This is a genomic window from Paracoccus sp. SM22M-07, assembly GCF_001887735.1.
In the GTDB taxonomy this organism is placed as follows: Bacteria; Pseudomonadota; Alphaproteobacteria; order Rhodobacterales; family Rhodobacteraceae; genus Paracoccus.
Map to the genome: position 1 here is coordinate 114,139 of NZ_JPKW01000011.1, position 26,605 is coordinate 140,743.

23 protein-coding genes, 1 pseudogene and 1 other annotated feature are annotated in these 26,605 nt (G+C 64.1%); of the genes and pseudogenes, 15 read left to right on the top strand and 9 right to left on the bottom strand.

Annotated elements, in window-relative coordinates; translation table 11 throughout:
* Positions 1–71 precede the first annotated feature (71 nt).
* On the bottom strand, positions 72–1,304 hold the full coding sequence (locus IE00_RS15180; protein WP_072298048.1) for an ABC transporter substrate-binding protein: 1,233 nt from the start codon (positions 1,302–1,304) through the stop codon (positions 72–74).
* A 114-nt stretch (positions 1,305–1,418) separates the two neighbouring features.
* Between IE00_RS15180 and IE00_RS15185 the strand changes: the two genes are divergently transcribed.
* From IE00_RS15185 to IE00_RS15205, 5 genes are read left to right on the top strand one after another with little or no spacing between them, the layout of a single operon-like run.
* Entirely contained in the window at positions 1,419–2,216 is a 798-nt protein-coding gene (locus IE00_RS15185; RefSeq protein WP_072298049.1) for an IclR family transcriptional regulator, read from the top strand.
* Between the two features lie 7 nt (positions 2,217–2,223).
* Positions 2,224–3,279, top strand: coding sequence for an ABC transporter ATP-binding protein (locus IE00_RS15190; protein ID WP_072298050.1), 1,056 nt, complete (start codon positions 2,224–2,226; stop codon positions 3,277–3,279).
* On the top strand, positions 3,276–4,205 hold the full coding sequence (locus tag IE00_RS15195; protein ID WP_072298051.1) for a Gfo/Idh/MocA family protein: 930 nt from the start codon (positions 3,276–3,278) through the stop codon (positions 4,203–4,205). The genes IE00_RS15190 and IE00_RS15195 overlap by 4 nt, the downstream gene beginning before the upstream one ends.
* Positions 4,202–5,350 (top strand): galactonate dehydratase, encoded by a 1,149-nt coding sequence (dgoD, locus tag IE00_RS15200; protein ID WP_072298052.1) that lies wholly within the window; start codon positions 4,202–4,204, stop codon positions 5,348–5,350. The genes IE00_RS15195 and dgoD overlap by 4 nt, the downstream gene beginning before the upstream one ends.
* 2 nt (positions 5,351–5,352) lie before the next feature.
* A complete protein-coding gene (locus IE00_RS15205) occupies positions 5,353–7,554 on the top strand; it encodes a glycoside hydrolase family 2 TIM barrel-domain containing protein (RefSeq protein ID WP_072298053.1) in 2,202 nt (733 codons plus the stop codon).
* On the opposite strand, the gene IE00_RS15210 is transcribed toward IE00_RS15205, so the two are convergent.
* The 5 genes from IE00_RS15210 to IE00_RS15230 form a co-directional block, all read right to left on the bottom strand.
* Positions 7,551–8,315: a hypothetical protein gene (locus IE00_RS15210; RefSeq protein ID WP_072298054.1), complete on the bottom strand. Its 765-nt coding sequence runs from the start codon at positions 8,313–8,315 to the stop codon at positions 7,551–7,553. The two genes, IE00_RS15205 and IE00_RS15210, sit on opposite strands and share 4 nt — an antisense overlap.
* Before the next feature lie 16 nt (positions 8,316–8,331).
* On the bottom strand, positions 8,332–9,747 hold the full coding sequence (locus tag IE00_RS15215; RefSeq protein WP_072298055.1) for a dihydrolipoyl dehydrogenase: 1,416 nt from the start codon (positions 9,745–9,747) through the stop codon (positions 8,332–8,334).
* Entirely contained in the window at positions 9,744–11,123 is a 1,380-nt protein-coding gene (locus IE00_RS15220) for an NAD-dependent succinate-semialdehyde dehydrogenase (RefSeq protein ID WP_072298056.1), read from the bottom strand. Before IE00_RS15220 ends, IE00_RS15215 begins: the two co-directional genes overlap by 4 nt.
* A gap of 96 nt (positions 11,124–11,219) precedes the next feature.
* The gene (locus IE00_RS15225) at positions 11,220–11,969 is read right to left on the bottom strand and encodes an anti-sigma factor domain-containing protein (protein ID WP_072298057.1); all 750 of its coding nucleotides are present in this window, start codon (positions 11,967–11,969) and stop codon (positions 11,220–11,222) included.
* Positions 11,966–12,529, bottom strand: a complete 564-nt coding sequence (locus IE00_RS15230) for a sigma-70 family RNA polymerase sigma factor (RefSeq protein WP_072298058.1) — start codon at positions 12,527–12,529, stop codon at positions 11,966–11,968. Before IE00_RS15230 ends, IE00_RS15225 begins: the two co-directional genes overlap by 4 nt.
* A 322-nt stretch (positions 12,530–12,851) precedes the next feature.
* Here IE00_RS15230 and IE00_RS15235 point away from each other — a divergent pair, with 322 nt between their 5' ends.
* The 3 genes from IE00_RS15235 to IE00_RS15245 all read left to right on the top strand — a co-directional run bounded on the left by IE00_RS15235 (position 12,852) and on the right by IE00_RS15245 (position 15,861).
* Positions 12,852–13,847, top strand: coding sequence for an ABC transporter substrate-binding protein (locus IE00_RS15235; RefSeq protein WP_072298059.1), 996 nt, complete (start codon positions 12,852–12,854; stop codon positions 13,845–13,847).
* A gap of 72 nt (positions 13,848–13,919) precedes the next feature.
* On the top strand, positions 13,920–14,804 hold the full coding sequence (locus IE00_RS15240) for a proline/glycine betaine ABC transporter permease (protein ID WP_072298060.1): 885 nt from the start codon (positions 13,920–13,922) through the stop codon (positions 14,802–14,804).
* Positions 14,797–15,861: a glycine betaine/L-proline ABC transporter ATP-binding protein gene (locus IE00_RS15245; RefSeq protein ID WP_072298061.1), complete on the top strand. Its 1,065-nt coding sequence runs from the start codon at positions 14,797–14,799 to the stop codon at positions 15,859–15,861. The genes IE00_RS15240 and IE00_RS15245 overlap by 8 nt, the downstream gene beginning before the upstream one ends.
* Positions 15,862–15,934: 73 nt before the next feature.
* Here the strand turns inward: IE00_RS15245 and IE00_RS15250 are convergent, their stop codons facing one another.
* A complete protein-coding gene (locus IE00_RS15250) occupies positions 15,935–17,674 on the bottom strand; it encodes a choice-of-anchor L domain-containing protein (protein ID WP_072298062.1) in 1,740 nt (579 codons plus the stop codon).
* Positions 17,675–17,993: 319 nt separating this feature from the next.
* A complete protein-coding gene (locus IE00_RS15255; RefSeq protein WP_072298063.1) occupies positions 17,994–19,571 on the bottom strand; it encodes an FAD-NAD(P)-binding protein in 1,578 nt (525 codons plus the stop codon).
* Between the two features lie 153 nt (positions 19,572–19,724).
* Between IE00_RS15255 and IE00_RS15260 the strand changes: the two genes are divergently transcribed.
* The 6 genes from IE00_RS15260 (at position 19,725) to IE00_RS15285 (ending at position 24,174) form a co-directional block, all read left to right on the top strand.
* Positions 19,725–20,141 carry a CopG family transcriptional regulator gene (locus IE00_RS15260; protein ID WP_072298064.1) on the top strand — a complete coding sequence of 139 codons (417 nt, stop codon included), beginning with the start codon at positions 19,725–19,727 and terminating at the stop codon, positions 20,139–20,141.
* A gap of 21 nt (positions 20,142–20,162) precedes the next feature.
* The gene (locus IE00_RS15265; protein ID WP_072298065.1) at positions 20,163–21,227 is read left to right on the top strand and encodes a PHB depolymerase family esterase; all 1,065 of its coding nucleotides are present in this window, start codon (positions 20,163–20,165) and stop codon (positions 21,225–21,227) included.
* A 64-nt stretch (positions 21,228–21,291) separates the two neighbouring features.
* Positions 21,292–22,353: a nitronate monooxygenase family protein gene (locus tag IE00_RS15270; protein ID WP_072298066.1), complete on the top strand. Its 1,062-nt coding sequence runs from the start codon at positions 21,292–21,294 to the stop codon at positions 22,351–22,353.
* 114 nt (positions 22,354–22,467) lie between these two features.
* Positions 22,468–22,761 (top strand): putative quinol monooxygenase, encoded by a 294-nt coding sequence (locus IE00_RS15275; protein WP_072298067.1) that lies wholly within the window; start codon positions 22,468–22,470, stop codon positions 22,759–22,761.
* Between the two features lie 165 nt (positions 22,762–22,926).
* The gene (locus IE00_RS15280; RefSeq protein ID WP_240493933.1) at positions 22,927–23,391 is read left to right on the top strand and encodes a cell wall hydrolase; all 465 of its coding nucleotides are present in this window, start codon (positions 22,927–22,929) and stop codon (positions 23,389–23,391) included.
* A 72-nt stretch (positions 23,392–23,463) separates the two neighbouring features.
* The gene (locus tag IE00_RS15285; protein ID WP_072298069.1) at positions 23,464–24,174 is read left to right on the top strand and encodes a gamma-glutamylcyclotransferase; all 711 of its coding nucleotides are present in this window, start codon (positions 23,464–23,466) and stop codon (positions 24,172–24,174) included.
* A gap of 53 nt (positions 24,175–24,227) precedes the next feature.
* On the opposite strand, the gene IE00_RS15290 is transcribed toward IE00_RS15285, so the two are convergent.
* Positions 24,228–25,289: a DUF475 domain-containing protein gene (locus tag IE00_RS15290; protein ID WP_072298070.1), complete on the bottom strand. Its 1,062-nt coding sequence runs from the start codon at positions 25,287–25,289 to the stop codon at positions 24,228–24,230.
* Between the two features lie 521 nt (positions 25,290–25,810).
* On the opposite strand from IE00_RS15290, the pseudogene IE00_RS19535 reads away from it, so the two are divergent.
* Positions 25,811–26,605 (top strand): annotated as a pseudogene (locus tag IE00_RS19535) (IS3 family transposase); the annotation flags it as partial.
* Positions 26,134–26,288 (top strand) — a sequence feature (AL1L pseudoknot). It overlaps the preceding pseudogene by 155 nt.

The following is a 26,605-nucleotide window of genomic DNA, read 5'->3' on the forward strand; positions in this document are numbered from 1 at the left end:
CGGGACCTCCGGGGAAAGCGGGTGGGTGCGTGGGGGATGCGGGCGGACCGATGGGGACCGCCCGCATGATGTCAGCCGGCTTCGCGCTGGCGCACGCGCTCCAGCCGTTCCAGGATGGTGTCCAGGCGTTCGGGACGGACCATGAATTCCTGGAAGCCCTCCATGCCCGCCTTGGCCATTTCGGGGGATGCGTCGCGGTCGAAGAACTGGGCGATCCCACCCTCTGCCGTCGACAGCAATTCGAACCCGGCCTGCAGGTAGGGATCATCCCCGACCGAGCTTTCGGCATTGATCGGCAGCTGGCCAAGCGTCTGGTTCATCTTGGTCTGCACGTCGGCGCGGGCCAGGAAGGCCAGGAACAGCTTGGCGTCCTCGGGGTTCTTGGCGCCGGCAGGGATGTGGATCGTGTCGGTCGGCGCCTCTTCGGCGCGCGGGATGTCGGGGTTGATCGTGGGGAAGGGCATGAAGCCCAGGTTGTCATTGGTCATGCCGCCATCCTTGAAGGTGGCCGCGGCAAAGTTGCCCATGACGTAATTGGCCGCCTTGCCCTGGACGATGTTGGACACCGCATCCTGCCAGTCGATCGCGGCATGGTTCTTCGAGATATAGGGCAGCAGCTTTTCCCATTCGGCGAAGACCGCCTTGACCTTGTCGTCGGTCCAGGGAATTTCACCGCGCGTCAGCTGCATGTGCCAGTCATAGCCGTTCGTGCGCAGCGACAGGTAATCGAAGATCCCCGCGATGGGCCACAGCGCCTTGGAACCGGTGGTCACGCAGTCGATCCCGGCCTCCTGGAACTTGGCGCAATTGGCCAGGAACCCTTCCCAATCTTCGGCAGGTTCGACCCCGACCTGCTGATAGACGTCCCGGTTATAATAGATGCCCCACTGATAGTAGGTATAGGGAATCCCCCACTGCTTGCCGTCGATGGTCATGGCCGATTCCGCCGAATGCAGGCTCTCGCTCAGCCCGTTCTCGGCCCAGACATCGGACACGTCCATGAACTGGTTGGCCTGAACGAAGGGCGCCATGCGGTTGCCCGCGTACCAGTTGGCCAGATCGGGCGCATCGGCCGTCAGGAAGTTGCGGATGGCGGTCTTGTAACCCTCGTGGTCGAAGGTGTTTACCGTGACCTTGATGTCGGGATATTCGGCCTCGAAATCCGCGATCAGCTGTTCGAACGCCGCCTTGGGCGCGGGGTCGGACGCATCCGTGTTCATCACCAGTTCGCGGGTCTGGGCAAAGGCGGGTGCGGTGGTGGCCAGCAGCGCGGCCAGCAGCAGCCCTCGTTTCGTATGGACCATGGTCTCCTCCCCATTAGGTTCCAAATAGTGAAACTCAGTTTTGAATATTGAAACTATGCTGCGAATCGATTAGCCTTGTCAACAACGGCAATGCTGCGGAGAGGAGGCCATGGCATGACGACCCCGCAACGCGAGACGTCCGACGGCACCGTGGGCCGCACGCTGGCCGTGCTGGATCTGGTGGCCGAATTCGGCCGCCCCGTCCGCTTTGCAGAGATCCTGCTGAAGGCCGGCCTGCCCAAGGCGACGCTGTATCGTTTCCTGCAGACGCTGGCCCATCAGGACATGCTGGCCTTCGACGATGTCCGCCAGACCTATGCACCCGGCATGCGTCTGGTGCGGCTGGCCCATTCGGCCTGGGCGCAGTCCAGCCTTGCCCCGGTTGCGCAGGATGTGATGGACCGGCTGGCGCGCGACATCGGCCAGACCGTGCATCTGGCCCAGCTGGACAATGGCGCGGTGCTTTACGTCGACAAGCGAAACGCCCGCCAGCCGGTCGAGATGTTCGCCCAATCCGGCAAGGTCGGCCCCGCCTATTGCACCGGCGTCGGCAAGGCGATGCTGGCCCATCTGCCCGAGGATCGGCTGGCCCAGGCCATCGCGCGGCAATCCTTTCACGCCCATACCGAACACACGCTGACCACGCCTGCCGCCCTGCGCCAGGATCTGGCCCGCATCCGCGAGCGCGGATACGCCCTGGACGACGAGGAGCACGAGGTCGGCATCGCCTGCATCGCCGCCCCGATCCTGTCGGGCAATGGCCGCGTGATCGGCGCGATTTCCGTGACCACCACCACCGACACGACCAGCCGCGACCAGCTGCTGGCGCTGGCCGGTCCCGTCCAGCAAGCCGCGGCGCAGATCGCCGCAGCCGCCGACACATGGCGGTTCCCCGAACACAAGCAAGCATGAGGTTGCCATGTCCGGCGTCCAGTTGACCCGCGTCACCAAGGATTTCGGCCCTGTCAGGGTCATCCACGGCGTCGATCTTGATATCCGGCAGGGCGAGTTCTGCGTCTTCGTCGGCCCCTCGGGCTGCGGCAAGTCGACCCTGCTGCGCATGATCGCGGGCCTGGAGGACACGACCGAGGGCCAGATCCGCATCGAGGACAAGGACGTCACCGATGCCGAACCCGCCGACCGGGGCGTCGCCATGGTGTTCCAGACCTACGCGCTTTATCCCCACATGACCGTCGCCCAGAACATGGGTTTCGGCCTGAAGATGAACCGCCACCCCAAGGCCGAGATCGCCGCCAAGGTGGCCGAGGCGTCGCGCATCCTGAAGCTGGACCCGCTGCTGGAGCGCAAGCCCGCGGCCCTGTCGGGCGGCCAGCGCCAGCGCGTGGCCATCGGCCGGGCCATCGTGCGCGGTCCCAAGGTCTTTCTGTTCGACGAACCGCTGTCGAACCTGGATGCCGAACTGCGCGTGGAAATGCGCGCCGAGATCGCCCGCCTGCACCGAGAGATCAAGGCGACCATGATCTATGTGACCCATGATCAGGTCGAGGCGATGACCATGGCCGACAAGATCGTCGTTTTGCGCGCGGGGCGCATCGAACAGGTCGGCAGCCCGATGGAGCTCTATGACGACCCCGACAACCGCTTCGTCGCGGGCTTCATCGGCAGCCCGGCGATGAATTTCGTGGCCGGGCGCGTGCAGGGCGGCCAGGTCGTGACCCCGGCGTTCGACGCGCCCCTGGACCGGCAATCCCCGAACCTGATGGATGGTCGCAAGGTGGAAATCGGGTTGCGCCCCGACACGCTGCAACTGACCGATCACGGCAATTTCCGCGTTGATCTGGCCGAGAATCTGGGCGGCGTCACCTATGCCCATCTGACCGCACCGTCGGGTGAAAAGCTGGTCGTGCAGACCACGCGCAGGCTTGATCCGGCAGGCGGCGGCACGGTCGGTGTGACCATGGACCCGGCGCAGGCCTATTTCTTTGACGCCGAAAGCGGAATGCGCCTGAGATGAGCGATATCGAACTGGCCCTGGTGGGCCTGGGCACCATCGCCCGCGCCCAGCATCTGCCCGCGATCGCCGCGACGCCGGGCATGACCCTGACCGCCGTCGCCAGCCGCAACGCGCGGCTGGACGGGGTGGCGAACTTCACCGACATCGACACGCTGCTGGACGAGATGCACGATGTCCAGGCGGTCTCGCTTTGCACGCCGCCGCAGGGGCGCTTTGAACAGGCGATGGCGGTGCTGCGCGCCGATTGCCACCTGATGCTGGAAAAGCCCCCCGGCGCCACCCTGACCGAACTGCAGATCCTGGCCGCCGAGGCCCGCCTGCGCAGCCTGACGCTGTTCACGACCTGGCACTCGCGCGAGGCGGCGGCGGTGGATGTCGCCCGCGACTGGCTGGCCGACCGCGTCGTCCACGCCACCCATATCGACTGGTGCGAGGATGTCCGCAAATGGCATCCCGGCCAGGACTGGATCTGGCAGCCGGGCGGGCTGGGGGTCTTTGATCCGGGCATCAACGCCCTGTCGATCCTGACCGCCGTGCTGCCCGATCCGGTGCGCCTGACCGGTGCCGATCTGCACATTCCCGAAAACCGCCAGACCCCCATCGCCGCCGAACTGACGATGGATGCGGGCCACCCCGTCACCGCACGTCTGGACTGGCGCCAGCAGGGGGCCGACCTGTGGCAGATCCGCTTTGACACGGATGCGGGCACGGCGCTGCTGGATCAGGGCGGCGCCCGTTTCAGCGTCGATGGTGAACCCGTGGCCCAAGGTGACAACGCCGAATACGCCCGCCTCTATGCCCGTTTCCGCGACCTGATCGCCAATGGCGACAGCGATCTGGACCTGTCGCCCCTGCGCCTTGTCGCGGATGCCTTTCTGACCGGCCGCCGCCATGCGGCCCCCGAATTTCAGGACCAAGACCCATGAAGATCACCCAAGTCGAAACCTTCATCGTCCCGCCGCGCTGGTGCTTCGTGAAGATCAGCACCGACGAAGGCGTCAGCGGTTGGGGCGAACCCGTCCTGGAAGGCCGTGCCGCATCGGTCGCCGCCTGCGTCGAGGAACTGTCCGATTACCTGATCGGCCGCGACCCGCGCCTGATCCAGGACCACTGGACGGTGATGTATCGCGCCGGTTTCTATCGCGGCGGCGGCATCCACATGTCGGCCATCGCCGGCATCGACCAGGCGCTGTGGGACATCAAGGGCAAGGATCTGGGCGTGCCGGTCCATGCCCTGCTGGGTGGCCAGCTGCGCGACCGCATCCGGGTCTACAGCTGGATCGGCGGCGACCGGCCGGGTGACACCGCGCGGATGGCGCGCGAATGCGGGGATCGCGGCTTTACCGCCGTCAAGATGAACGGCACCGAGGAGATGCAGTTCGTCGACAGCCATGCCAAGGTCGATCAGGTCCTGGAACGTGTGCAGGCCATCCGCGAGGAGATGGGCCCCGATTTCGGCATCGGCATCGATTTCCACGGCCGCGTGCATCGCCCCATGGCCAAGGTGCTGGCCAAGGAACTGGAACCCTTCCGCCTGATGTTCATCGAAGAACCCGTTCTGTCGGAACATGCCGAGGCGCTGCGCGAGATCGCCAACCACTGCTCGACCCCGATCGCGCTTGGTGAACGTCTGTATTCGCGGTGGGATTTCAAGGCGATCCTGAAGGGCGGCTATGTCGACATCATCCAGCCCGATCCCAGCCATTCCGGCGGCATCACCGAGACCTATCGCATCGCGGCGATGGCCGAGGCGCATGATGTGGCGCTGGCGCTGCACTGCCCGCTTGGGCCCATCGCGCTGGCCGCGAACCTGCAACTGGACGCGGTCTGCTACAACGCCTTCATCCAGGAACAGTCGCTTGGCATCCATTACAACCAGGGCAGCGACCTGCTGGATTATCTGACCGACCCGTCGGTCTTTGCCTATGAGGACGGGTTCGTCGCGATCCCGCAGGGGCCCGGTCTGGGCATCGAGGTGAACGAGGACAAGGTTCGCGAAATGGCCGCCCAGGGGCACCGTTGGCGCAACCCCGTGTGGCGCCATGCCGACGGCAGCTTTGCGGAGTGGTGATCATGCGACAGGTTCAAAGACTGAATGACGGCTGGATCTTCTCGGACGGTTTCGACGAAGGCCATATCGGCAGTCCGCGCGACGGCGAAACCGTCACCCTGCCGCATAATGCCGTCGACCTGCCGCTGAGCTATTTCGACGAAACCAGCTATCAGCGCCCCTTCACCTATCAGCGCGTGATCGCATGGGACGATGCGTGGCAGGGCCGCCGGGTGCAGCTGAAATTCGACGGCGCGATGGCCGACAACGTGGTGTGGGTGAACGGCACGCAGGTCGTGGCGCATCCCGATGGCTATACGCCCTTCGTGGCCGATCTGACCGATCATCTGCGCCCCGGCGACAACCTGATCACGGTGCGCGTGGACGGTTCGGAAAACCCCGCCATCCCGCCCTTCGGCGCGCAGATCGACTATCTGACCTATGCCGGCATCTATCGCGACGTCTGGCTGATGGTGCTGCCGGAACGGCATCTGACGAACGCGCGCATCCTGACGCCAGACGCGTTGTCCGACGCCAAGACCGTCGTGATCCGGCCCGAAACCACCGCCCCCGGCCCGGTGCGGGCGCGGCTGCTGGACGGCGAACGAGAGATCGCCGCGACCGAAGGCGAGGGTGAACTGACCCTTTCCGGTCTGACCGGGTTGCGGTTGTGGTCCCTGGACGACCCGGCGCTTTATACCGTCGAACTGAGCCTGCCCGACAGCGGCGACGTCACCACGCATCGCTTTGGTTTTCGCACCGCCGAGTGGACGCCGCAGGGGTTCCTGCTGAACGGCCAGCCCGTCAAGCTGCGCGGCCTGAACCGGCACCAAAGCTTTCCGCATGCGGGCTATGCCGCCGGACGCCACGCCCAGGAACGCGACGCCGAAATCCTGCGCCGTGATCTGGGTTGCAACATGGTGCGCACCTCGCATTATCCGCAAAGCAAGTGGTTTCTGGACCGCTGCGACGAGATCGGTCTGCTGGTCTTCGAGGAAATCCCCGGCTGGCAGCATATCGGCGACCGGGCGTGGCAGGATCGCAGCGTGGAGAATGTCCGCGCCATGATCACCCGCGACTGGAACCACCCCAGCATCGTCATCTGGGGCGTGCGCATCAACGAAAGCCCGGACAATCACGATTTCTATGTCCGCACCAGCGCGCTGGCGCGCGAGCTGGACCCGACGCGGGCCACGGGGGGCGTGCGCTGCATCACCGACAGCGAGATGCTGGAGGATGTCTATACGATGAACGATTTCATCCTGGACGAATCCGAGCTGCCGCTGATCAACCGACCCCGCACCGCACTGCGCCCGTCCGCCGAGGTCACCGGGATCAAGAAGCCGGTGCCCTATCTGGTCACTGAATATAACGGCCACATGTTTCCGACCAAGGCGCAGGACCCTGAACTGCGACAGATGGAACACGTGATCCGGCACCTTGAGGTTCTGAACGCCGCCCATGGCGACCCGGCGATTTCCGGCTGCATCGGCTGGTGCATGTTCGACTACAACACGCACAAGGATTTCGGCGCCGGCGACCGCATCTGTCATCACGGCGTCATGGATATCTGGCGCGAGCCGAAATTCGCGGCCCATGCCTATAGCAGCCAGAAGCCGCCTTCCGAAGGGGTGGTGATGGAGCCTGTGACCTTCTGGGCGCGGGGCGAACGCAATATCGGTGGCATCCTGCCCCTGATCGTGCTGACCAATTGCGACGAGGTCGAGTTCGAATGCGCAGGCGTCACCCGCCGCGTCGGTCCCGATCGCGAACGGTTCCCGCATCTGCCGCACCCCCCTGTCATTATCGACCACCGCCATATCAGCGCCGAGGAGCTGGGCCAGTGGGGCATGAGCTGGCATCCGGGCCGCATCACCGGTTATCTGGACGGCAAGGTCGTAGCGCGCCGCGATTACGTGGCCGATCCGCTGCCCACCCGGTTGCAGATCGATCCCGACATGGACCGCGTCCCGGCCGATCCGGACATCGATCTGCGGGTCATGCTGCGGGCCTTGGACCAGACGGGCAATCGTCTGCCCTTCCTTGATGGCGCCGTGCAGGTCCATATCGACGGTCCGGCCAGGTTGATCGGCCCCACGTTGCGGATGCTGCAGGGGGGCACGACGGGTCTGTGGCTGCGTCTGACGGGCCAGGCGGGTCCGATCACGATCACCGTCCGCCACGATCAGTTCCCCGAAGCGCAGACCACCATCAGCGTCGGCTAGACCTTGGCTTTGGCCAGCTTGCCTTCGACCCGGCGGAAGGCGGCCTGCAATTCGCGGCTGAATTCGCCGGGCTGAAAGCGGCGCAGCCCGGAATGGGCGGCGCAAAGGTGGCGCAGGTCGTGACATTGCGCCGCCAGTTCCGCGATCCAGTTGCGCAATTCGGCCAGCGCATCGGGTTCGGGCTTCATCGCCTGCGCCATGGTCGGATGCAGGAAGACGCGGGGTTTGGGGAAAAACCGCTTCAGCAGGCGCGGGACCGGCATCAGGTTGATCGTGTCGTCGACATGCAGGGTGCGGCTGGCCATGTGCCACGCCAGCAGCGACCCGGCATGCACGCGGTCATTCCCGTCGATATAGTTGATCCCCCGCGGCAGGGAAAACTGCAGGTCGGCGGCAAACATCGCGGCCACTTCGGGGGATTCGACGGGCTGGGGTTGCCAGTCAAGGTTCGAATGCTTGTCCCAGTGCCGCCGTGAACCGAACAGCTTGGCTTGGGGAAAGTCGCGGGCGATACCCGCGCAGTGCAGCGTGTGATGCGGGTGCAGGTTCAGCACCGCGCGCACCGCGCGCCCCTGATCGGTCAGTTGCATCACGCGGTCGCGGATATTGCCCGTCAGCGGATAGCTGTCCAGCATGGCAAAGCCGCCATCCGACAACCGGACCAACCCGGCCTGCGTGCCGACATTCAGGACGCCACCCAGCTTCAGATCGCCGCGGATGGTCCAGAAGCCCTGCCCCAGATCATGGATCGCTTCGGTCATGGTGGTCCTTTCGGATTTATGCGCCCGGCGGGCAGGCGCTGTCCTGATTGGCGGGTTGGGTCTGGCCCGCCTTGGCGCAGATCTCGCGCAGGGCGGGTTTCATGCCCTCCTCCAGGGTGGGATGATAGAAGGGCAGGGACAGCAGATCCATGGCGGTCAGGCCGCGTTCAACCGCCCAGACCAGCAGATGGGCCAGATGTTCAGTCCCCGGCGTACAAAGGTCGGCCCCCAGCAGGTGTCCCTGCGGATCGGCATGCAGGACCATGCATCCCTCGGCGCGCGCCTCGGCCCGGGATCGGCCCTGGTTGGAATAATCCGCGCGCCCGGTCAAGGCCCCTTCGGGGGCAAGCCCGATCGATGCATGGGCGGGGTCGGTGAAGATCACGGAAAACGCGGTCTTGCGCCGGTCCGGGGTGACAACCGAAAATTGCGCGGCATTGGCCCCCGCAATGGCGCCTTCGTCCGAGGCTTCGTGCAGTAGGGGCACATCGGCATCGGCATCGCCCGCCATGAAGATCGGCGCATCACCGCATTGCAGGGTCTGGCGGTTGAACAGCGGCGTGCCATGGTCGTCCAGCGCCAGACCGGCCTTGTCCAGGTCCAGCCCATCCAGATTGGGCGGGCGGCCCACGGCCACCAGCACATGCGAAAAAACCGCGCTGTCAGAATCGTCGCCCGACCAGTCGATCCGGACGCCGTTCTTGGCCGCGGCTGCCGTCGTGTCGCAGCCCAGTTTCAGAGTCACGTCGCGGCCGACAGCCTGTTTCAACGCTTCGGCCACCTGCGGATCACGGGCCTTGCCCAAGGTGGTGGCCTTGTCGAACAGCGTCACGGCAACGCCAAGCCGTCCCATGGCCTGGGCCAGTTCCAGCCCGATGGGGCCACCGCCGATGACGGCCAGGTTCTCGGGCAGGTCCGGCAGTTCGAAGATGGTTTCATTGGTCAGCGCACGAGGCCCCAGATCGCGGAAAGGGGCCGGCATCAGCGGGCTGGAGCCGGTCGCGATGACGATGGCCTTCGCCTCGATCCGGCGACCGTCGTCCAGCGCCAAGCTGTTCGGGCCGGCGAAGCGGGCGCGCGAACTGATGGCGGTGCCGTCGGGCAGCTTGTCAAAGCTCTCGCGGGTGGCGCGGACGAAATGGTCGCGTTCGTCGCGGACCCGCTGCATCACCGCCTTGCCGTCGATGCGCAGGCCTTCGGGATGAATGCCGAAGACCGGGGCGCGACGGATGTCATGGGCGGCGTGGGCCGCCGCCAACAACAGTTTCGAGGGCATGCAGCCCGTGTTGGCGCAGAGCGTGCCGCGGAATTCCGGGTCGATCAGCAGGGTGCGGGCACCCTGCTTGCGCGCTGCGGCCTCGGCGGCGATGCCGGCGGTGCCGGCACCGATGACCGCCACGTCACAGGTCAGCTTGCCCTGGGGGTCGCTCATTTCAAGGTTACCGCCTTGATGTTGACGAATTCCATCATGCCAAAACCGCCATGTTCGCGGCCATAGCCCGAATTCTTGACGCCGCCGAAGGGCATCGAAGGCTTGGCCACGTCGAAGCCGTTGATGAAGACCATCCCGGTGTCGAAATACTTGCTGGCCAGTTCGACCGCACGATCCTCATCCTTCGAGAAGATGCCGCCACCAAGGCCGAATTCGCTGTCATTCGCGATGCGCATGGCGTCGTCATCATCCTTGGCGCGGATGACCGATGCGACGGGGCCGAACAGTTCCTCGTCATAGGCGGGCTGGCCGGGCTGGACGTTTTCCAGAACCGTGGCCGGATAAAAATACCCCTCGCGGTCGGGGATCTGGCCACCGCAAAGCAGCTTGGCACCCTTGTCGATGCTGTCCTGCACCTGCTTGTGCAGATCGTCGCGCAGGTCCTTGCGGGCCATCGGACCAAGACCCGTGGCCTCATCCTCGGGGTCGCCCAGGGTGATGACCTGCATGGCCTTGGTATAGGCCTTGATGAACTGGTCATAGACGGCGTCCACCACGACGAAACGCTTGGCGTTCACGCAGGTCTGGCCGTTGTTGTACAGACGACCGGTGACGCAGGTCTTCACCGCCAGATCCAGATCGGCATCCGACAGCACCAGATAGGCATCGTTCGAGCCCAACTCCATCACCGTCTTCTTCAGCGCCTTGCCAGCCTGTGCCGCCACGATCCGCCCCGCAGCCGAACTGCCGGTCAGGGTCACGCCGCGCACCAACTTGTGCTCGATCACCTTCTCCGAGGTGTCGTGATCGATCAGCAGCACCGTGAACAGGTTCTTGGGCAGGCCCGCGCGTTCGATGATGTCGCGCAGCATGATGCCGCTGCCGGTGACGTTGGCCGCATGTTTCAGCAACACGCCGTTCCCGGCCATCAGGTTGGCGATGGTATAGCGTGCGGCCTGATACAGCGGAAAGTTCCACGGCTGGATGCCATAGATGACGCCGGTCGGCTGATAGGTGACGATGCCCTTGCGGCTGCCCATGACCTCGCGGGTTTCATCCGCCAGATGGTCGGGGCCGTGATCGGCGGTCCAGTCGCAGATGGCGGCACAAAGGTCGACCTCGCCGCGGGCGTCCTCCAGGCGCTTGCCCATCTCGGCGGTCATCAGGCGGGCATATTCTTCCTTGCTGTTGCGCAACTCGCGCCCGATGGCCCGGATCTTTTCGGCGCGGTCCTTCAGCGAAACCAGCCGCCAATCCAGGAATGCCTCGTGGCACGCGTCGACCTTGGCCAAGGCTGCATCGACACCCTCCAACGGGTAGGTCGTCAGCTGGGCCTCGGTAAAGGGATTGACGGTGGTGATGTTGCCTTCGGTCATGTCTTGCTCCGATATTGCAGTGTCGGAGCGTCAACGGGGCCCGCCGCCCCGCCGTTCCATGCAATCACCGCACGGCTGCGTGACGAGTTGACGCGGTCAGATCCCCGTCTGCACGGCAGCCAACCCCTTGGCGATGATCGGCCCGGTCGGGCGACCGGTGGGCGACCCGCCTTTGGGTTCCAGCGTGATCTCATAGAGCTGGTTGTTGCCCGGGTCGGGCAGGTCCGGACCTTGCAGCAGCGTCGCGCGGGGACCGTCCAGAACGCCAAGTGATTGCGGCCCCATCTGCGCCGAGGGCAGGGTCCAGGTCTGCAGGCTGAAGCCCTGCGGCACGTCGATGTCCGATACGAAACGGATCTGGGCGGTGTCGTTGCCATAATCGCTGACCACGGCGCGCGGAACACCGGCATCGTCCAGCAGCACGGCCATGACGACGGGCTGGGGTTCGGGGCGCTGCATCGCGCCGCCAAAGCCCAAGGCCACGCCAAGGACCAGCGCGGCGGCGATGCCTGCCATCCAGCGGCGGATCGGGGCGGCGGGCAGATTGGCCGCCATGGGCGGCGCGGTCGGATCGACGCCCAGCATATGGGCCGGGCATGCGGGGGGATGATCCTGGGCGACTTGGGCAAGGCGATCTTGTACCCGCGCGGCAAAGCCGGCCGGCAGCGCCTGCGGGGGCGCCGACAGGTCCAGCGGGATCAGCGCATCGCGGATATGGGCAACGCGTTCGGCCAGGGCCGGGTCGGTGGCCATCACGGCCTCGAACAGCTCGGCTGCGGCTGGCGACATCAGCCCAAGCGCATAGTCGTCGGCAAAGCCGGTCAGATCGTCCTGAAATCCGTTCATGACAGGCATTCCTTCAGCGAGGCCAATCCGCGGCGTATCCAGGACTTGGCAGTCCCAAGCGGCACCCCTTGGCGGGCGGATATCTCTCCGTGGCTGAAACCGCCGACATGGGCAAGCAGTATGGCGCGCCGCGCGGGATCATCCAGCGCATCCAGGCAATCGCCAAGCCGCGATGATCCGGCCAGCATCTGCCAGCCTTCCTCGGGGACGATCTGGTCGCGGGCGTCCTGCATGCGGGTCAGTTCCTCGGGGGACATGCTGGACAGGCGGCGACCGTCGCGCAGGATCGTCAGGCAGCGGTTGCGCAGGATCGCATAGATCCAGCCCCGCGCCGACCCGGACGGCCCACGCTGTTGGGGGGACTTGCGCCAGATCAGGACCATCGCGTCCTGGACGGCCTCCTCGGCCAGATCGTGGCGGGTCAGGATGCGCAATGCCACGCCGAACAGCTGCGATCCTTCCAGTTCCAGGATCGTGTCGATGCCTTCGGGATGCCCTTCGGCGCAGGCCTGAATGGCCTGTTCCAGCCTGCGACTGCGCTGCGCGCCGTGATCATCCATGAATACGCTCCACCCCTGACGGGTGCATCCTGGCGCGATTTGACCCTTCTTTGCAACCGCTGTCCCCCAGAATGAAAGTCACGGCAAGGGATGCGCTGATCACGTGGCGGGCGCCCTGCTTTCGTTGCGTCACATTGACGCCCGACCGGTGCCGGGGGCATCTTTTCGGGGCGTATTCCTTGCAACCCCGGGGAAACATGGCTTTGATACACGGATGTTTGATCAAGACCAGACTGGAAAGTCCGCTCTATCGGCCAGTTCGGGCTGCTGGGCGGCGGCATCTTTCGGATGCCTGACCCGACCTGGATCGAAAGGATAAACGATGACATCCCTGAAAGCAGTTCTGGCCGTCACCGGCCTTGTGCTGGCCGCACCCGCCGCCCATGCGGCCGAAGATTGTGGCAGCCTGACCATCGCAGAGATGAACTGGGCCTCGGCCGGCTTGGCGGCCTGGGTCGACAAGCTGATCCTGGAGGAAGGGTTCGGCTGCGATGTCGGGCTGGTGACGGGCGACACGGTGCCCACCTTCACGTCGATGAATGAAAAGGGCGAACCCGACATCGCGCCGGAACTGTGGGTGAACGCGGTCAAGATCCCGCTGGAGGCCGCCCAGAAGGAGGGCCGCATCGTCATCGCGTCGGAAATCCTGTCTGACGGGGGCGAGGAAGGGTTCTGGATCCCGACCAGCATCGCCAAGGAAAACGACATCACCACCATCGAGGATGCCCTGGCGCATCCCGAATTGTTCCCCGGTGCCGAGGACGGCAGCAAGGGCGCCTTCTTCAACTGCCCGTCCGGATGGGCCTGCCAGATCATCACCGCGAACCAGTTCCGCGCCCTGGGCGCCGAGGACAAGGGCTTCGAACTGGTCGACAGCGGATCGGCCGCGGGTCTGGACGGATCGATCGGCCGCGCCTTCAACCGCGAGGAAGGCTGGCTGGGCTATTACTGGGCGCCGACCGCAGTGCTGGGCAAATACGACATGACCCGCCTGGAACTGGGCGTCGGGCATGATGCCGAAACCTGGAACACCTGCACCGTCGTGGCCGATTGCCCCGATCCGCAGCTGAACGACTGGCGCCCCGCCGAGGTCTTTACCGCCGTGACCCAGGAATTCGCCCAGGATAACGCCGTGACCATGGATTATCTGGGCAAGCGCAGCTGGACGAACGAGACGGTCAACGCGCTTCTGGCATGGATGGGCGACAACCAGGCCACGAACGAGGATGGCGCCTATTACTTCCTGGAGAACTTTCCAGATGTCTGGACCACATGGGTGTCCGAGGATGTCGCGGAAAAGGTCAAGGACGCGATCTGAACCCGCTGACGGGGGCCATGCGCCCCCGTTTCGCACCCTTCCCGGATACGTCCCAAAGAAAAAGAAAAACCGATGGATCTTGTCAATTTCCCCGAGATGAGCCGAGGCGATCTGCGTGACCTGCGCATCGCCGTCGATACGGCCTTCCGCAGCTTCACGCGCGCCTATGGCGAGACGCTGGAACAGATTTTCCACCCCATCCAGATCCTGCTGGTGTTCATCGAAAACATCCTGATCGACAGCCCATGGGTGCTGGTCCTGGCCGGGATCGCCCTGCTGATCTGGGCGCTGAGCCGCAGCCCCAGGATCGTCGCGGGCACCGTGATCGCCCTGCTGCTGATCGGCTATTTCGGCATGTGGGAAGACACCATGCGCACCATCGCCATGGTCGCCGTCTGCACCCTGATCGCCGTGGCGATCGGCATTCCGACCGGCATCCTGATGGCGCGGTCGAACCGGGCGAACCAGATCGTGACGCCCATCCTGGACATGATGCAGACGATGCCCAGCTTCGTCTATCTGATCCCGGTGGTGATGATCTTTGGCCTGGGCAAGGTACCGGGCGTGATCGCGGTGGTGATCTATGCCGTTCCGCCGATCATCCGCCTGACCAATCTGGGCATCCGCCAGGTTGCCGCCGACGTCCTGGAGGCCGCCGACGCCTTCGGGTCCAGCGCGGGCCAGAAGCTGCGCGACGTCCAATTGCCGCTGGCGCTGCCCACCATCATGGCGGGCGTGAACCAGACCATCATGATGAGCCTTGCGATGGTCGTCGTCGCCTCGATGATCGGGGTGCGGGGCCTGGGCCAGCCGGTGCTGCAGGCGATCAACAACCAGTATTTCACCCTTGGCGTGATGAACGGCCTGGCGATCGTCGCCATCGCCATCATCTTCGACCGTGCCACCCAGGCTTACGGCAAGCGTCTGCAGAAGCATCTGGAGGCCGTCCATGGATGAAGCCACCCACGACATCGAGATCCGCAACCTCTACAAGATCTTCGGCCCGAATGCCGCCGCCCATATCGGCGACGTCAAGGCCGGGATGACCAAGGAGGAGCTGAACGCCCGCCACAACCACGTGCTGGGCCTGGAGGACATCAACCTGACCATTCCGGCCGGGCGCATCCAGGTCGTGATGGGGCTGTCGGGGTCGGGGAAATCCACCCTGATCCGCCATATCAACCGGCTGATCGACCCGACGGCGGGGCAGGTGATCTTCGACGACCGCGACATCGTGCAGATGTCCCAAAAGGAATTGCGCGATTTCCGCCGCCAGAAGACGGGCATGGTGTTCCAGAAATTCGCGCTGTTCCCGCATCGCACCGTCCTGGAAAACACCATCTATGGCCTGAAGGTGCGGGGTGTTTCGGAAAAGGAATGCCAGGAAAAGGCGCGCCGCTGGATCAGCCGCGTGGGGCTGGAGGGGTTCGAGGACAACTATCCCAACCAGCTGTCGGGCGGCATGCAGCAGCGCGTGGGTCTGGCCCGCGCCCTGACCAACGACCCCGAGATCCTGCTGATGGACGAGGCGTTTTCGGCGCTGGACCCGCTGATCCGCACCGACATGCAATCGGTGCTGCTGGACCTGCAGGCGGAACTGCGCAAGACCATCGTCTTCATCACCCACGATCTGGACGAGGCTTTGCGCCTTGGCGACAAGATCGCCATCCTGCGTGACGGTCGCATCATCCAGCAGGGCACCGGCGAACAGATCGTGCTGCGTCCGGCGGATGATTACATCAGCAGCTTCGTGCATGACGTCAAGCGCGGCCATGTCATCACGGTCGGCACCATCACCCGCAGGGGTCAGCACGCCGACACCCCGATCACCCTGCCGTCGACCACCCTGCTGGAGGAGGCCGCGCGGGCCATGACCAATGCCGAGGTGAACCGCGCCAATGTCACCGACAAGAACGGCGCGCATCTGGGAATGATCACCTTGTCGAAAACCGTGGCCGAGATGATCGCCCCGGACACCAGCGATGACGAGGTCCCCGAGGCGATCCCGGCCTGAGCCGGGGCCTTCGGTCCTGACCGAAAAAAGGGGCCGCGTGCAGACGCGGCCCCTTGGCATGTCGGGGATCGGATCAGATGAATTCGATCTGCCCGGCCATTCCTGCAAGATCCGTCAGGTTCGCAAAGACGATGACGTCGCCGCCGCCGAAATCCAGCGCCGCATTGCCGTCGATCATCGTGCCGTATGTATCCAGCACACCTTGCGCGTCCATTCCGCCCGTGACGGCGCCGGACAGGACCAGATGATCGTTCTGCGCCAGGCTGAAATCGGTGAAGACATCCATGCCGTCGCCCAGGTCGAAGACGAAGCTGTCTTCGCCGCCGCCGCCCGAAATAATGTCGTCACCCGCGCCGGCATCCAGCCGATCCTTGCCGTTGCCGCCCTTCAGCACGTCGTCGCCGCCACCGCCGAACATGCGGTCATTCCCCTGACCGCCCAGCAGCAGATCGGCGTTCATCCCGCCGTCCAGCACGTCTTCGCCCGCGCCGCCCGACAGCGTGTCTTCGCCCGCACCGCCGCGCAGCCTGTCATCCCCGGCCTGGCCTGCGATCAGGTCATTGCCGGCCAGACCCTCAAGCAGGTCCTTGCCGCCGCCGCCCAGCATCACGTCATCGCCGGCCGAGCCCTTGACCTTGTCCACACCCGACGTGCCGATGATCGCGACGCCGGGGTCGGTCGGATCCGTGGGATCTGTCGGGTCCAGCGGGATCACCTTGACCACGGTGTTGCTGCCCTGGTTCTGGACGGCCAGGCCGGTGACTTCGCCGGTGACGGTGACAAAGGTGTCGGCAACTCCGTCGTCATCGGTGTCGATCTCGATGACGCCATTGTCCAGTTCGGCATCGTCCTGATCGAAGATGGTGTTTTCAAAGACCAGCTCGTCATCCTCGTCCATGTTGACGACGACGTCGCCATTGAATTCCTCGGGGGTCCCCGAGGTGGTGTTCTGCTGGCCGGGCTGCAGCTGCAGTTCCTCGGGCAGCAGCGAAGGCGACAGGTTGCCGTCGCTATCCGGTGCGACTGGCGTCAGCACGCCGCCGCCGCTGCCACCGCTGACCAGCGACATGCCGTCGATGAACATCGCGCTGTCGAGGATCGAGTCGCCGGTATCGGCCACGCCGATCATCACCGCATTCGTGCCGGCGATCAGGGGGGCGCGGATGATCAGCTTGTTGCTGAAACCGTCCCACTCGACGCCATAAGCGCCGGCCGTGTTGTTGATGAAGTTCGTCGAACCGTCGCTCAGCGGATTGACGTTCGAGCTGATCACGCTGAGCGGTGTGGTCGGATCATTGTTGAACAGCGCATAGTTCACGCCGTTCACGATGATCGCACCGACATCGACGAACGAACTGTCTGAATATTCGGGATATTCATCCGACCCGAAGACGATCTCGACGCGCAGGGTGTCGATCAGGCTGCCTTCGCTGATCATGATGTCAAAATTCAGCACCGAAGCGTCATTGGTCGTTCCGGCACCCGAAAACGCCGCCGCGGCTACCGCCGACAATTGCGGATCGCCCGGTTGGCCAAGATCGACGCTGAAGCCGGCGTTGTTGTTCAGATCATCGACGAACCCGCCGCTGGACAGCATCAGGCCGTCGGAATAGCTGACCGAAGTCGCATCGGGCACAAGGCCCGCGATGTCGAAACTGTCCACGTCGAAGATTGCGTCGGTGCTGCCGGTATAGCTGACATTGGCAGCGGCGCCACCCAGCTGGGACTGCACGAAATCCGCCGCCAGATCATCGGCGGTGGTTCCTGACGGCGCGGCAGCCAGAATGTCGGTATAGGATTGAAAAACGCTCATCTTTGCCTCCTCGGGCTCAAAGCATACTGATCAAGCAACACATCGCTTTGCCGGACCCCTTGGGCGAAAGGCGCAGGTTCCGGCGAACATCGGAAGGTTAAGATGAGATTTAAATTTTAATCAAGGATTATTGGAGAAAGTATTTTCAATCTAAAGTTGAGTAAATATTCGCAATTCCAAAATACAACATTATCAATAGGCTGGAATAATTTAACAACCCGTGCTGCCCGTATTGTCGCCGAATAGCTGCGGCGCCGATCCTGAAACGGGGTTGGAATATAACTGGGGCAGGGGCCGGAATGACCGGATGCCCTGGGGGTCAGGAAACCCGACGCCGTTTGCGGCCGGTGTTGATTCCCCTTCCGATTGCGGTGGCAATCTCGGCGCAGGCGGTAATGCCCTGCACGAAGGGGCGGTCATGCATCAGATAGGGGATCGACCCGAAGGCGATGCGACCCGAATAGCCCTCTGTGTCGATCAGGCTGTAATCTTCGGCGACATCGGGGAATTCATGGCCGGATGCCAGCAGCGCCTGCCGGAGGGACGGAAAGGGAATGTCCTGGCTGGCCAGCGGTTTCTGACCCCGTGCGTCGATGAAGACCTGATAGACCTCGGTGCCCTGGGCGGTCTTGATCTGTGTCTGGTCGGCCTCGCGTGACATGTCATAATCCTGGCCCAGGGCCTTGATCGACAGCACCCCCGCGTCGCGCAGGGCCAGAATGCGCCGGATCGATTCCGAAGGCACGGCCGCGTAATTGTCGACAAAGACCTTCTTCATCCCCGTGTCGAAACGGTCCCGATCGCTGTCGGAAAGGTCGTGAACGATGTCCTCGACCCGTTCATGCATCCGCAGCAGGGCATAGCGCCACGACACGGTGATCCTGGCATCCTTGTTCCGTTCGACCTCGGTCAGGTTGCTGCGGGCCCATTTGAACGGATCGGCAGCCTCGCGCTCGGCGAAATAGGCGTCGGCAAAGCTGTCCGCGTCCAAGCCTCCAAGGCCGATCCGCAGGGCATAGGCGGGATCGGCGCGCTTGATCTCCTCGCGCACAAGATCAAAGAGGTTGTCCAGGGGCGCGTCGGATGCGGCGCAGGCCGCGACCGCTTCCTCGGTCAGGATGGTCAAGGGTTGATAGGGCAGCGGGCAATAGAAATCCGCCTCGGGCAGGATACCAGTACGCGACATCAGGGTGATCCTGAGGTCCTTGTTTTGCAGGTCGAATTGCAGATCGTCGTCATCATGGCGGAAATGCCCATGCTGGTTGGCAACCGCCATCGCCGCGTCGATCGAACTGAGCGAGGTTCCCATGATACCGACCCGAGTGGCAGGAATGGCCGCCTCGATCAGGCCGGACCACGGGCTGGGGAAATAGCTGCGGCTGGCTTCGTCGTCGTCGGGGAACTGGTGTCCGGTCGCCAGGATCACCTTGTCGAACAGATCGTCCGTGCCATGTTCGGTCGTGACCGTCAGCCCGTCCGGTTGGGCGACGATATCATCCACCTGGGTGTCTTCATGGATATGAATAATGTGACCCCGCTGCCGGGCGGCGGCCACGAGCGACATCAGCTGATCGCGGAAATATTCCCCCAGCAGCAGCCGGGGCGTGAACTGCCGGTCATGCAGACCCTTGGTGTCCAGCCCGTAACCCGCCAGCTTGTTCTGGGGCTGTGTCTTCAGCCACTCCAGATAGGTGGTCATGACAGGCGGGATCTCGATGCTGGCGATATTGGCCAGCATGGCCTTGTTCCCATTGTCGGGGGAATAGGGCATGCCGATCCCGGCGCGCGAACCCTTTTCGAACAGGGTGATTTCAAGTGGGATTTCCGTCTGCACGATCTGTTGCAGGGAATAGATCCCCATTGGACCGGTTCCGACAATTGCGATGCGCTTGGTCATGGTGCCCCCGTGAATGCCGGAAAAACGCGCGGGTATGGGGGCAGTTCCGGCGGGTAGCGGTTGATAAATGTGTGGGACAGGGGAAAAGGCGGGTCCGGGGGTTGATGGCAGGCATATGACATCCATATACCATCCATACAGATGGAGATTGGAATGGGCCAAGTCAGTCAGCTGCGTCAGAAGCAGCCCGAGAATGAAAAGATCACCCTCAATCTTGGGTTCGTGGACCTGGGACGGATCGACCTGCTGGTGCAGGAGGGCTTTTATTCCAACCGCAGCGATTTCATCCGGACCGCGATCCGCAACCAGTTGGACAGCCACGCACAGGCGGTCGAAAAATCCATCGAGCGGCACGTGATGGAGCTGGGGCTGCGCGATTATGACCGTGCGGCGCTGCAGCGCCTGCGTGATGCCGGCGAAGTGCTGCATGTAAAGGTGGTGGGTCTGGCCCGCATCGCGGACGACGTCCCGGTGGAACTGGCCTTGGCGACCATCGGTTCGATTACCGTGCTGGGGGCGCTTCAGGCCCCGGCGGACATCAGGGCGGCACTGGCCGACCGTATCAGATAACGCCCTGGAAAGGACGACCCCATGAATGACTTCCTGAAAGGCGTATTGCGCTCGGCCAGCAACGGATCGCAGATGCCGTCCCTGTCGGCGGCCAACGACCTGGTCAACCGCACCCTGGCCCGTCACGGCCTGTCCGGAAACGGCGCTAACGCCAATGCATCCCAGGGCGCGCTGTCCCAGATGATGGCCAAGCTGCAGCCGAAATCCGGCGCGACGGCCCTGACCATCCCCGACGGCGCCACGCTGGCCGAGGGCAGCTTTTCCTGCGCGGCGGGAACGCGGCGGTTCCTGACATATGTGCCCGCGTCGGTTGGCAAGCAGGGCGATCAGCCCCAGGGACTGATCGTGATGCTGCATGGCTGCACGCAGACCCCCGAGGATTTCGCCACCGGGACGGGTATGAATGCGCTGGCGGAACGCCATCGCCTGATCCTGATCTATCCCCAGCAATCGCGGGGCGACAATGCGCAGTCCTGCTGGAACTGGTTCAGCAGGGGCGATCAGCGACGCGACCGGGGCGAACCCGCGATCATCGCGGGCCTGACGCGGCAGGCGGCCGACGGGCATTCCATCCCCCCGGAGCGGACCTTCGTGGCGGGTCTGTCGGCGGGCGCGGCGATGGCCGTGATCCTGGGGCAGGCCTATCCGGATGTCTTTGCAGCGGTCGGCGCCCATTCCGGACTTCCGGTGGGTGCGGCCAAGGATGTCGCCTCGGCCTTTGCCGCGATGGCCGGGCAGGGGTCCGATGCGTCGCTGACCGGGCAGGCCATGCGGGTGATCGCCTTTCACGGCACGGCCGATTCCACGGTGCATCCGTCGAACAGCGATGCCATCGCACGGCAGGCGCTGGATCCCGCGCAGGCCCAAAGCTTGCAGGCCGAGGAGCATGGCCAGGCGAACGGGCGCGATTTTCGACGCAGCATCACCTATGCCCCGAACGGCAGCGCCGCGATCGAACACTGGACGGTCGAAGGGCTGGGTCACGCATGGTCCGGCGGGCAGGCGGCGGGCAGCTATGCCGATCCGAAAGGCCCCGATGCCAGCGCCGAGATGATCCGCTTTTTCCTGAACCATCCGGCCGCCTGATCCAAGGGTGTGCTTGTCAGCATGGCGGCTTTGCTGCCATGCTGTGCATCAAGGATGGGCTGCCATGACACAGACGAACCGACTGACCGACCTGCTGGGGCTCGACCTGCCGATCCTGCAGGCACCGATGGCCGGGGTCGCCACGCCGCATCTGGCGGCCGAAGTGTCCGGGGCGGGCGCCTTGGGGGCCCTGGGCCTGGGGGCCACCGATGCCGCATCCGCGCGGACCGCCGTCGATGAATTACGGCAAAGAACCTCAAGGCCCTTCAACCTGAATTTCTTCTGCCATGCCGATCCCATCCGCGACCCTGCCATCGAGGCGGCATGGATCGCCCGCAGCGTGCCCCTCTTTGAACGGTTCGGGCACACGCCCCCGCGGGCGCTGTCCAACCTCTATGAAAGCTTTCGGCACGATGACGATCTGCTGGATCTTGTCCTGGACCTGCGCCCTGCCGTGGTCAGTTTCCATTTCGGGCTGCCCCGACCGGACCAGATGGCGCGGTTGCGGGCGTCGGGCCTGATCCTGATGGCGTCGGCCACATCGGCGGCCGAAGCCATGGCCGTGCAGGAGGCCGGGTGTCATGCCGTCATCGCGCAAGGCTGGGAGGCGGGCGGGCATCGCGGCATCTTCGACCCCGCGGCAGCTGACGCCCGACAGGTGACGGACAGCCTGCTTCGCGACGTCCTATCGGCTGTCGATCTGCCTGTCATCGCGGCGGGTGGTCTGATGACGGGGCACGATATCGCACGCGTCATGGCGCTTGGCGCGGCGGGTGCGCAACTGGGCACCGCCTTTGTCGGCTGCCCCGAAAGCGCAGCCGACGCCGCCTATCGCGACCGGCTGTCGCTTGGGGGCGACACCGTGATGACCGCGGCAATTTCAGGCCGTCCCGCGCGATGCCTTGGCAATGCCTTGACCGAATGGGCAGCGGATGCCCCCGATGCCCAGATCCCGTCCTATCCCTTTGCCTATGATCTGGCCAAGGCCTTGGCCGCTGCCGCGCGCAGCCAGGGGGCCACCGCCTTTGCGGCGCAATGGGCGGGGACCGGGGCCGATCACGCCCGCGTCATGCCGGCCGGTCAGCTGGTCCAGACCCTTGCGTCCGAGCTGGCCGCGGCGCTGTGATGGACCCGGTCACGCAGGTTTGCCGACTGCGCCATTGCAAGTTCCGCAATGAGGTGCAAAGCCCCTGATCAAGATCAAAATCCCGAAATCACGGCATCCACGCAGGAGCAGAAATTGACCATCACCGTTGTCGCATCGATCCGTCCCGCAGCAGGCCAAGCCGATTATCTGTCCAGGCTGCTGGACCAGCTGATCCTTGATGTCCGCGCCGAACCGGGCAACATCTGCTTTGACACCTATGTCGAGATCGAGGGGTCAAAGATCGTGATCTTCGAGCAATACCGCGACGAAGCCGCGTTCAGGGCGCATATCGACATGCCCCACACGACCGCCTTCAATGCCATCCTGAAGGACATCGCCGAAGGGGGCGCCTCGCAGGTCGACATCCTCAAGCCCTTCGGCGCCTGAGGCGTGACGGCGTCGATGCCCGTCGGCAGGGCGCTGTCGGGCATTGATGCATCCGGCCCGATCCTGCTAACCTGTCAGTTGAAACAGACCGCATAAGCGGCGGAACGGGGCAAAGGCATGATCACAGGAACCAGGATGCAGGTCGCGGTCGCGCTTGCCGCAACGATGATATTGACGGCCTGCGGGGGCGACAGCAGCGGTCTTCGACGCAAGAGCCCGCTGGAATGCATGGAACGGGCGATGTATTTCGAATCCAACCGGTCCAGCCGCGACGGGATGATCGCGGTGGGAAGCGTGGTGATGAACCGCGTCGCATCGTCCCAATATCCCAACTCGGTCTGCGGGGTCGTTGCGCAGAAGAACCAGTTCGCGCCCGGCGTGATGAGCCGCAAGATGGACAGCCGCTCGGCGCCGATGATCCGCTCGGCCGCCATCTCGGTGTTGCGGGGTGAACGCCATCCCTATATCGCGCAGGCCCAGTTCTTTCACACGGCAACCTACCGTGCCAATTACAACAACATGCACTATGTCCTGACGACCGGCGGCAACGCCTTCTATGAACGGCGCCGTCCCGAACTGGTGACCCGCCCGCGTCCCTTGCCGCCCCTGGAGGGTGTCACCGGACGCTGAACGCGGGATTGACCTGTCGGTCGGCGCTTGGGACACAGGCAGAAATCGACTGTCCCGTTGCAAGGTGTCCGCATGACCGACCTATCTCCCATCCTTCTGTCCGACGAACATGTGGCGCGAATCGCGCCGATCGACGGCCCGTTGCACAATCCCGCCTGGCGTCTGCTGGAGGATGAGGACCTGGATCGGCTTGCCGATATGCTGACCGCAGGCCGCACGGGACCCGTGCCGATCTTTGCCTATGGATCGCTGATCTGGAATCCCGGCTTTGCCGTCCAGTCGGAGCGCCGGGCCACGGCCCTGGGCTGGCACCGCCGCTTTTCGATCTCGCTGGACCATTTCCGCGGGTCGCCCGATCAGCCGGGACTGATGCTGGCCCTGGCCTCGGGGGGCAGCTGCGATGGATTGCTGCTGGATATCCGCGAAGGCACCGAGCGGGAGTCGCTGCGCGCCATCCTGCGCAGAGAACTGGTCGCCCACGAACTGGCGGCGAATGCCCGCTGGATTCAGGTCCAGACCGAAGCGGGCCTTCAGGATGCGCTGACCTTTTATGCCGATCCCATCGACACACCCACGGCGGATCTGTCGATCGAAGACCAGGCGCGACGCCTGGCCCGGGCGGCGGGGGCTGCCGGATCAGGCGCGGAATATCTGCTGCGCACCGTGCGGGGGCTTGCCCAACTGGGCATTCACGACCCCTATATCTGGCAGTTGCAGCACATGGTTGCCCAGCAGATCGAGGCCGACGCTGCCCGGCATCACCAGCACCCGACGGCACTCTGACAAATGGCAGGGCATGATGTCCGGCAATCCTGCCGGACATCACGTTTCGCGGTTCAGGCAAGCGCCTCGCGGCGGTTGAGCCGGATCGACGACCACAGGGACAGCCCGATCAGGGTGGCCCCGCCAAGTCCGGTGATCACTTCGGGGATGTGAACCAGGGCCTGAGAGAACATGATGATCGACAGCGCGATGATCGCCCAGAACGCCCCATGCTCAAGATAGCGGTATTCGGCCAAGGTGCCCTTTTCCACCAGCATGATCGTCATGGATCGCACATACATGGCGCCGATCCCCAGACCGATCGCGATGACGAACAGGTTCTGCGACAGGGCGAAGGCGCCGATCACGCCGTCGAAACTGAAGGATGCGTCCAAAACCTCGAGGTAGAGGAAGGCCCCGACGCCGCCCTGCGCACCCGCCCGAAGCGTCTGCTGGGACTGGTCCAGAAAGCCGCCCAGAACCTCGACCAGCAGGAATGTCAGCAGGCCCCAGATGGCGGCGTGCATGAAGACCTCGCCCTCGACAGGATCAAGAAGCCGCGAAAATCCGATCACCGCGACAAGCGCGATGGCGACTTCCACGCCGCGAATGGTGGCATATTGCTGCATCCGCGATTCCAGCCACCGGACCCAATGAACGTCCTTTTCGTGGTCGAAGAAGAAATTCAATCCGACCATCAAAAGGAATGTGCCGCCGAAGGCCGCGATTGGCAGATGGGCCTCATGCATGATGCGCGCGTATTCGGCCGGCTCAGATGCCGCCATGACAATGGCCTGCCAAGGCCCGATGCCGGCGGCGATCACGACGATCAGCAGTGGGAAAACGATCCGCATGCCGAACACGGCGATCAGGATGCCCCAGGTCAGGAAGCGCCTTTGCCAGACCGGCGACATGGTCTTGAGCTTGTTCGCATTGACGATTGCGTTGTCGAACGACAGCGAGATCTCGAGCACGGCCAGAACCGCGCAGATAAAGAAGATGCTGGCCATGCCCCCGAGGCTGCCTGTCGTCTGCCAGCCCAGAAATGCGCCCAGCAGAAGGCCGATGACGGTGGTTACCAGTGCCCACCGGAAATAGCGCGCCATGCTGCGCGCCTTGGTTGAATTTGGTGTCATGACGTGAATGTCCTGCGGCGCGTCTCGAATTGATGCCGACATCACGAATGCGCCGCCACATTCGCCAGAGGGGCCCGGTCACCGGAGATCCGGCACAGTGGACGCTGCGCCGTGCAGCAATATGAAGGAGTTCCCGAAACGGTTCAAGGAATATCCCGAGACGCGATTGCATTGTCGGAAGTTAATCGTCGCAAATGAAGTGATTCTGCGGATGCCGATTCTTTGACAACAAACAGATTGTTGTAGATCGAGCGGGTCTTGATTTTCACTTGTGAGCGCTTCCGCTGCAGCAAGACGTGCATTCGAAGATAGCCACGGCGCAGATGCGTCCCTCAGATCAGATCTCTGGGTCCGGTGCTGCCTGCTGGGATCAGCAGGATCTGCAATGCCAGATTGGCCGATGAAGGCACAGGCCCCGCTGCAATGTCCGCTCAAACCGATGGCGTGGGTATGGCAACCGAAGCAGACTGAACCGCGCCGGGTTTTCCGGAGGCTCCAACTCTTGAGCAGGATGGAGCATCATGATCAAGACGACGAACAAGTTTTCCCCCGAAATGCGCGAGCGTGCAGTGCGCCTGGTTCTCGACAATGAGGGTCAGCATGGATCGCGCTGGCAGGCAGTCATGTCGATTTCCGCGAAGATCGGCTGTGCGGCGCAGACCCTGAACGAGTGGGTCAAGAAGGCCGAGGTCGCCAGCGGCAAGCGCGCTGGCATCCCGACCGACATGGCAGAGAAGATGAAGGCGCTGGAGCGGGAGAACCGGGACCTGCGCCAGGGTGAGGAGGGTCAGAGAACAGTCCGGTGGACTGATTTCCCGACGAACGAGATCCTGCGCAAGGCGACCGCATATTTTGCGATGGCGGAGCTCGACCGCCGGTCGAAGTGATGGTCGGGTTCATCGACGATCAGCGAGGGAAGCACGGGGCTTGGCCATCGCGGCGCCATCGGTCCGAGCCCGATGGACAAGGCCGATCTGCAGGGTTCTGCCGATCGCCCCGTCCACCTGCTACGATCACCTGGCGAAGCGGGCCGATCCGGCCCGATTGTCGGATCGCACCCGGCGCGACGCAGCGCTGCGGCCCGAGATCGAGCGTATCTTCGAAGAGAACTGGCGCGTCTACGGCGTGCGCAAGATCTGGCGTCAGCTGGATCGGGAAGGCTTCGATACCGCCCGTTGCACGGTCGCCAGGCTGATGAAGGACATGGGGATTCAAGGCATCATCCGGGGCAAACCGCACAAGACGACCTTCTCCGACACAAAGGCCTCGTGCCCGCTGGACAAGGTGAACCGGCAGTTCCGCGTGCCTGCGCCGAA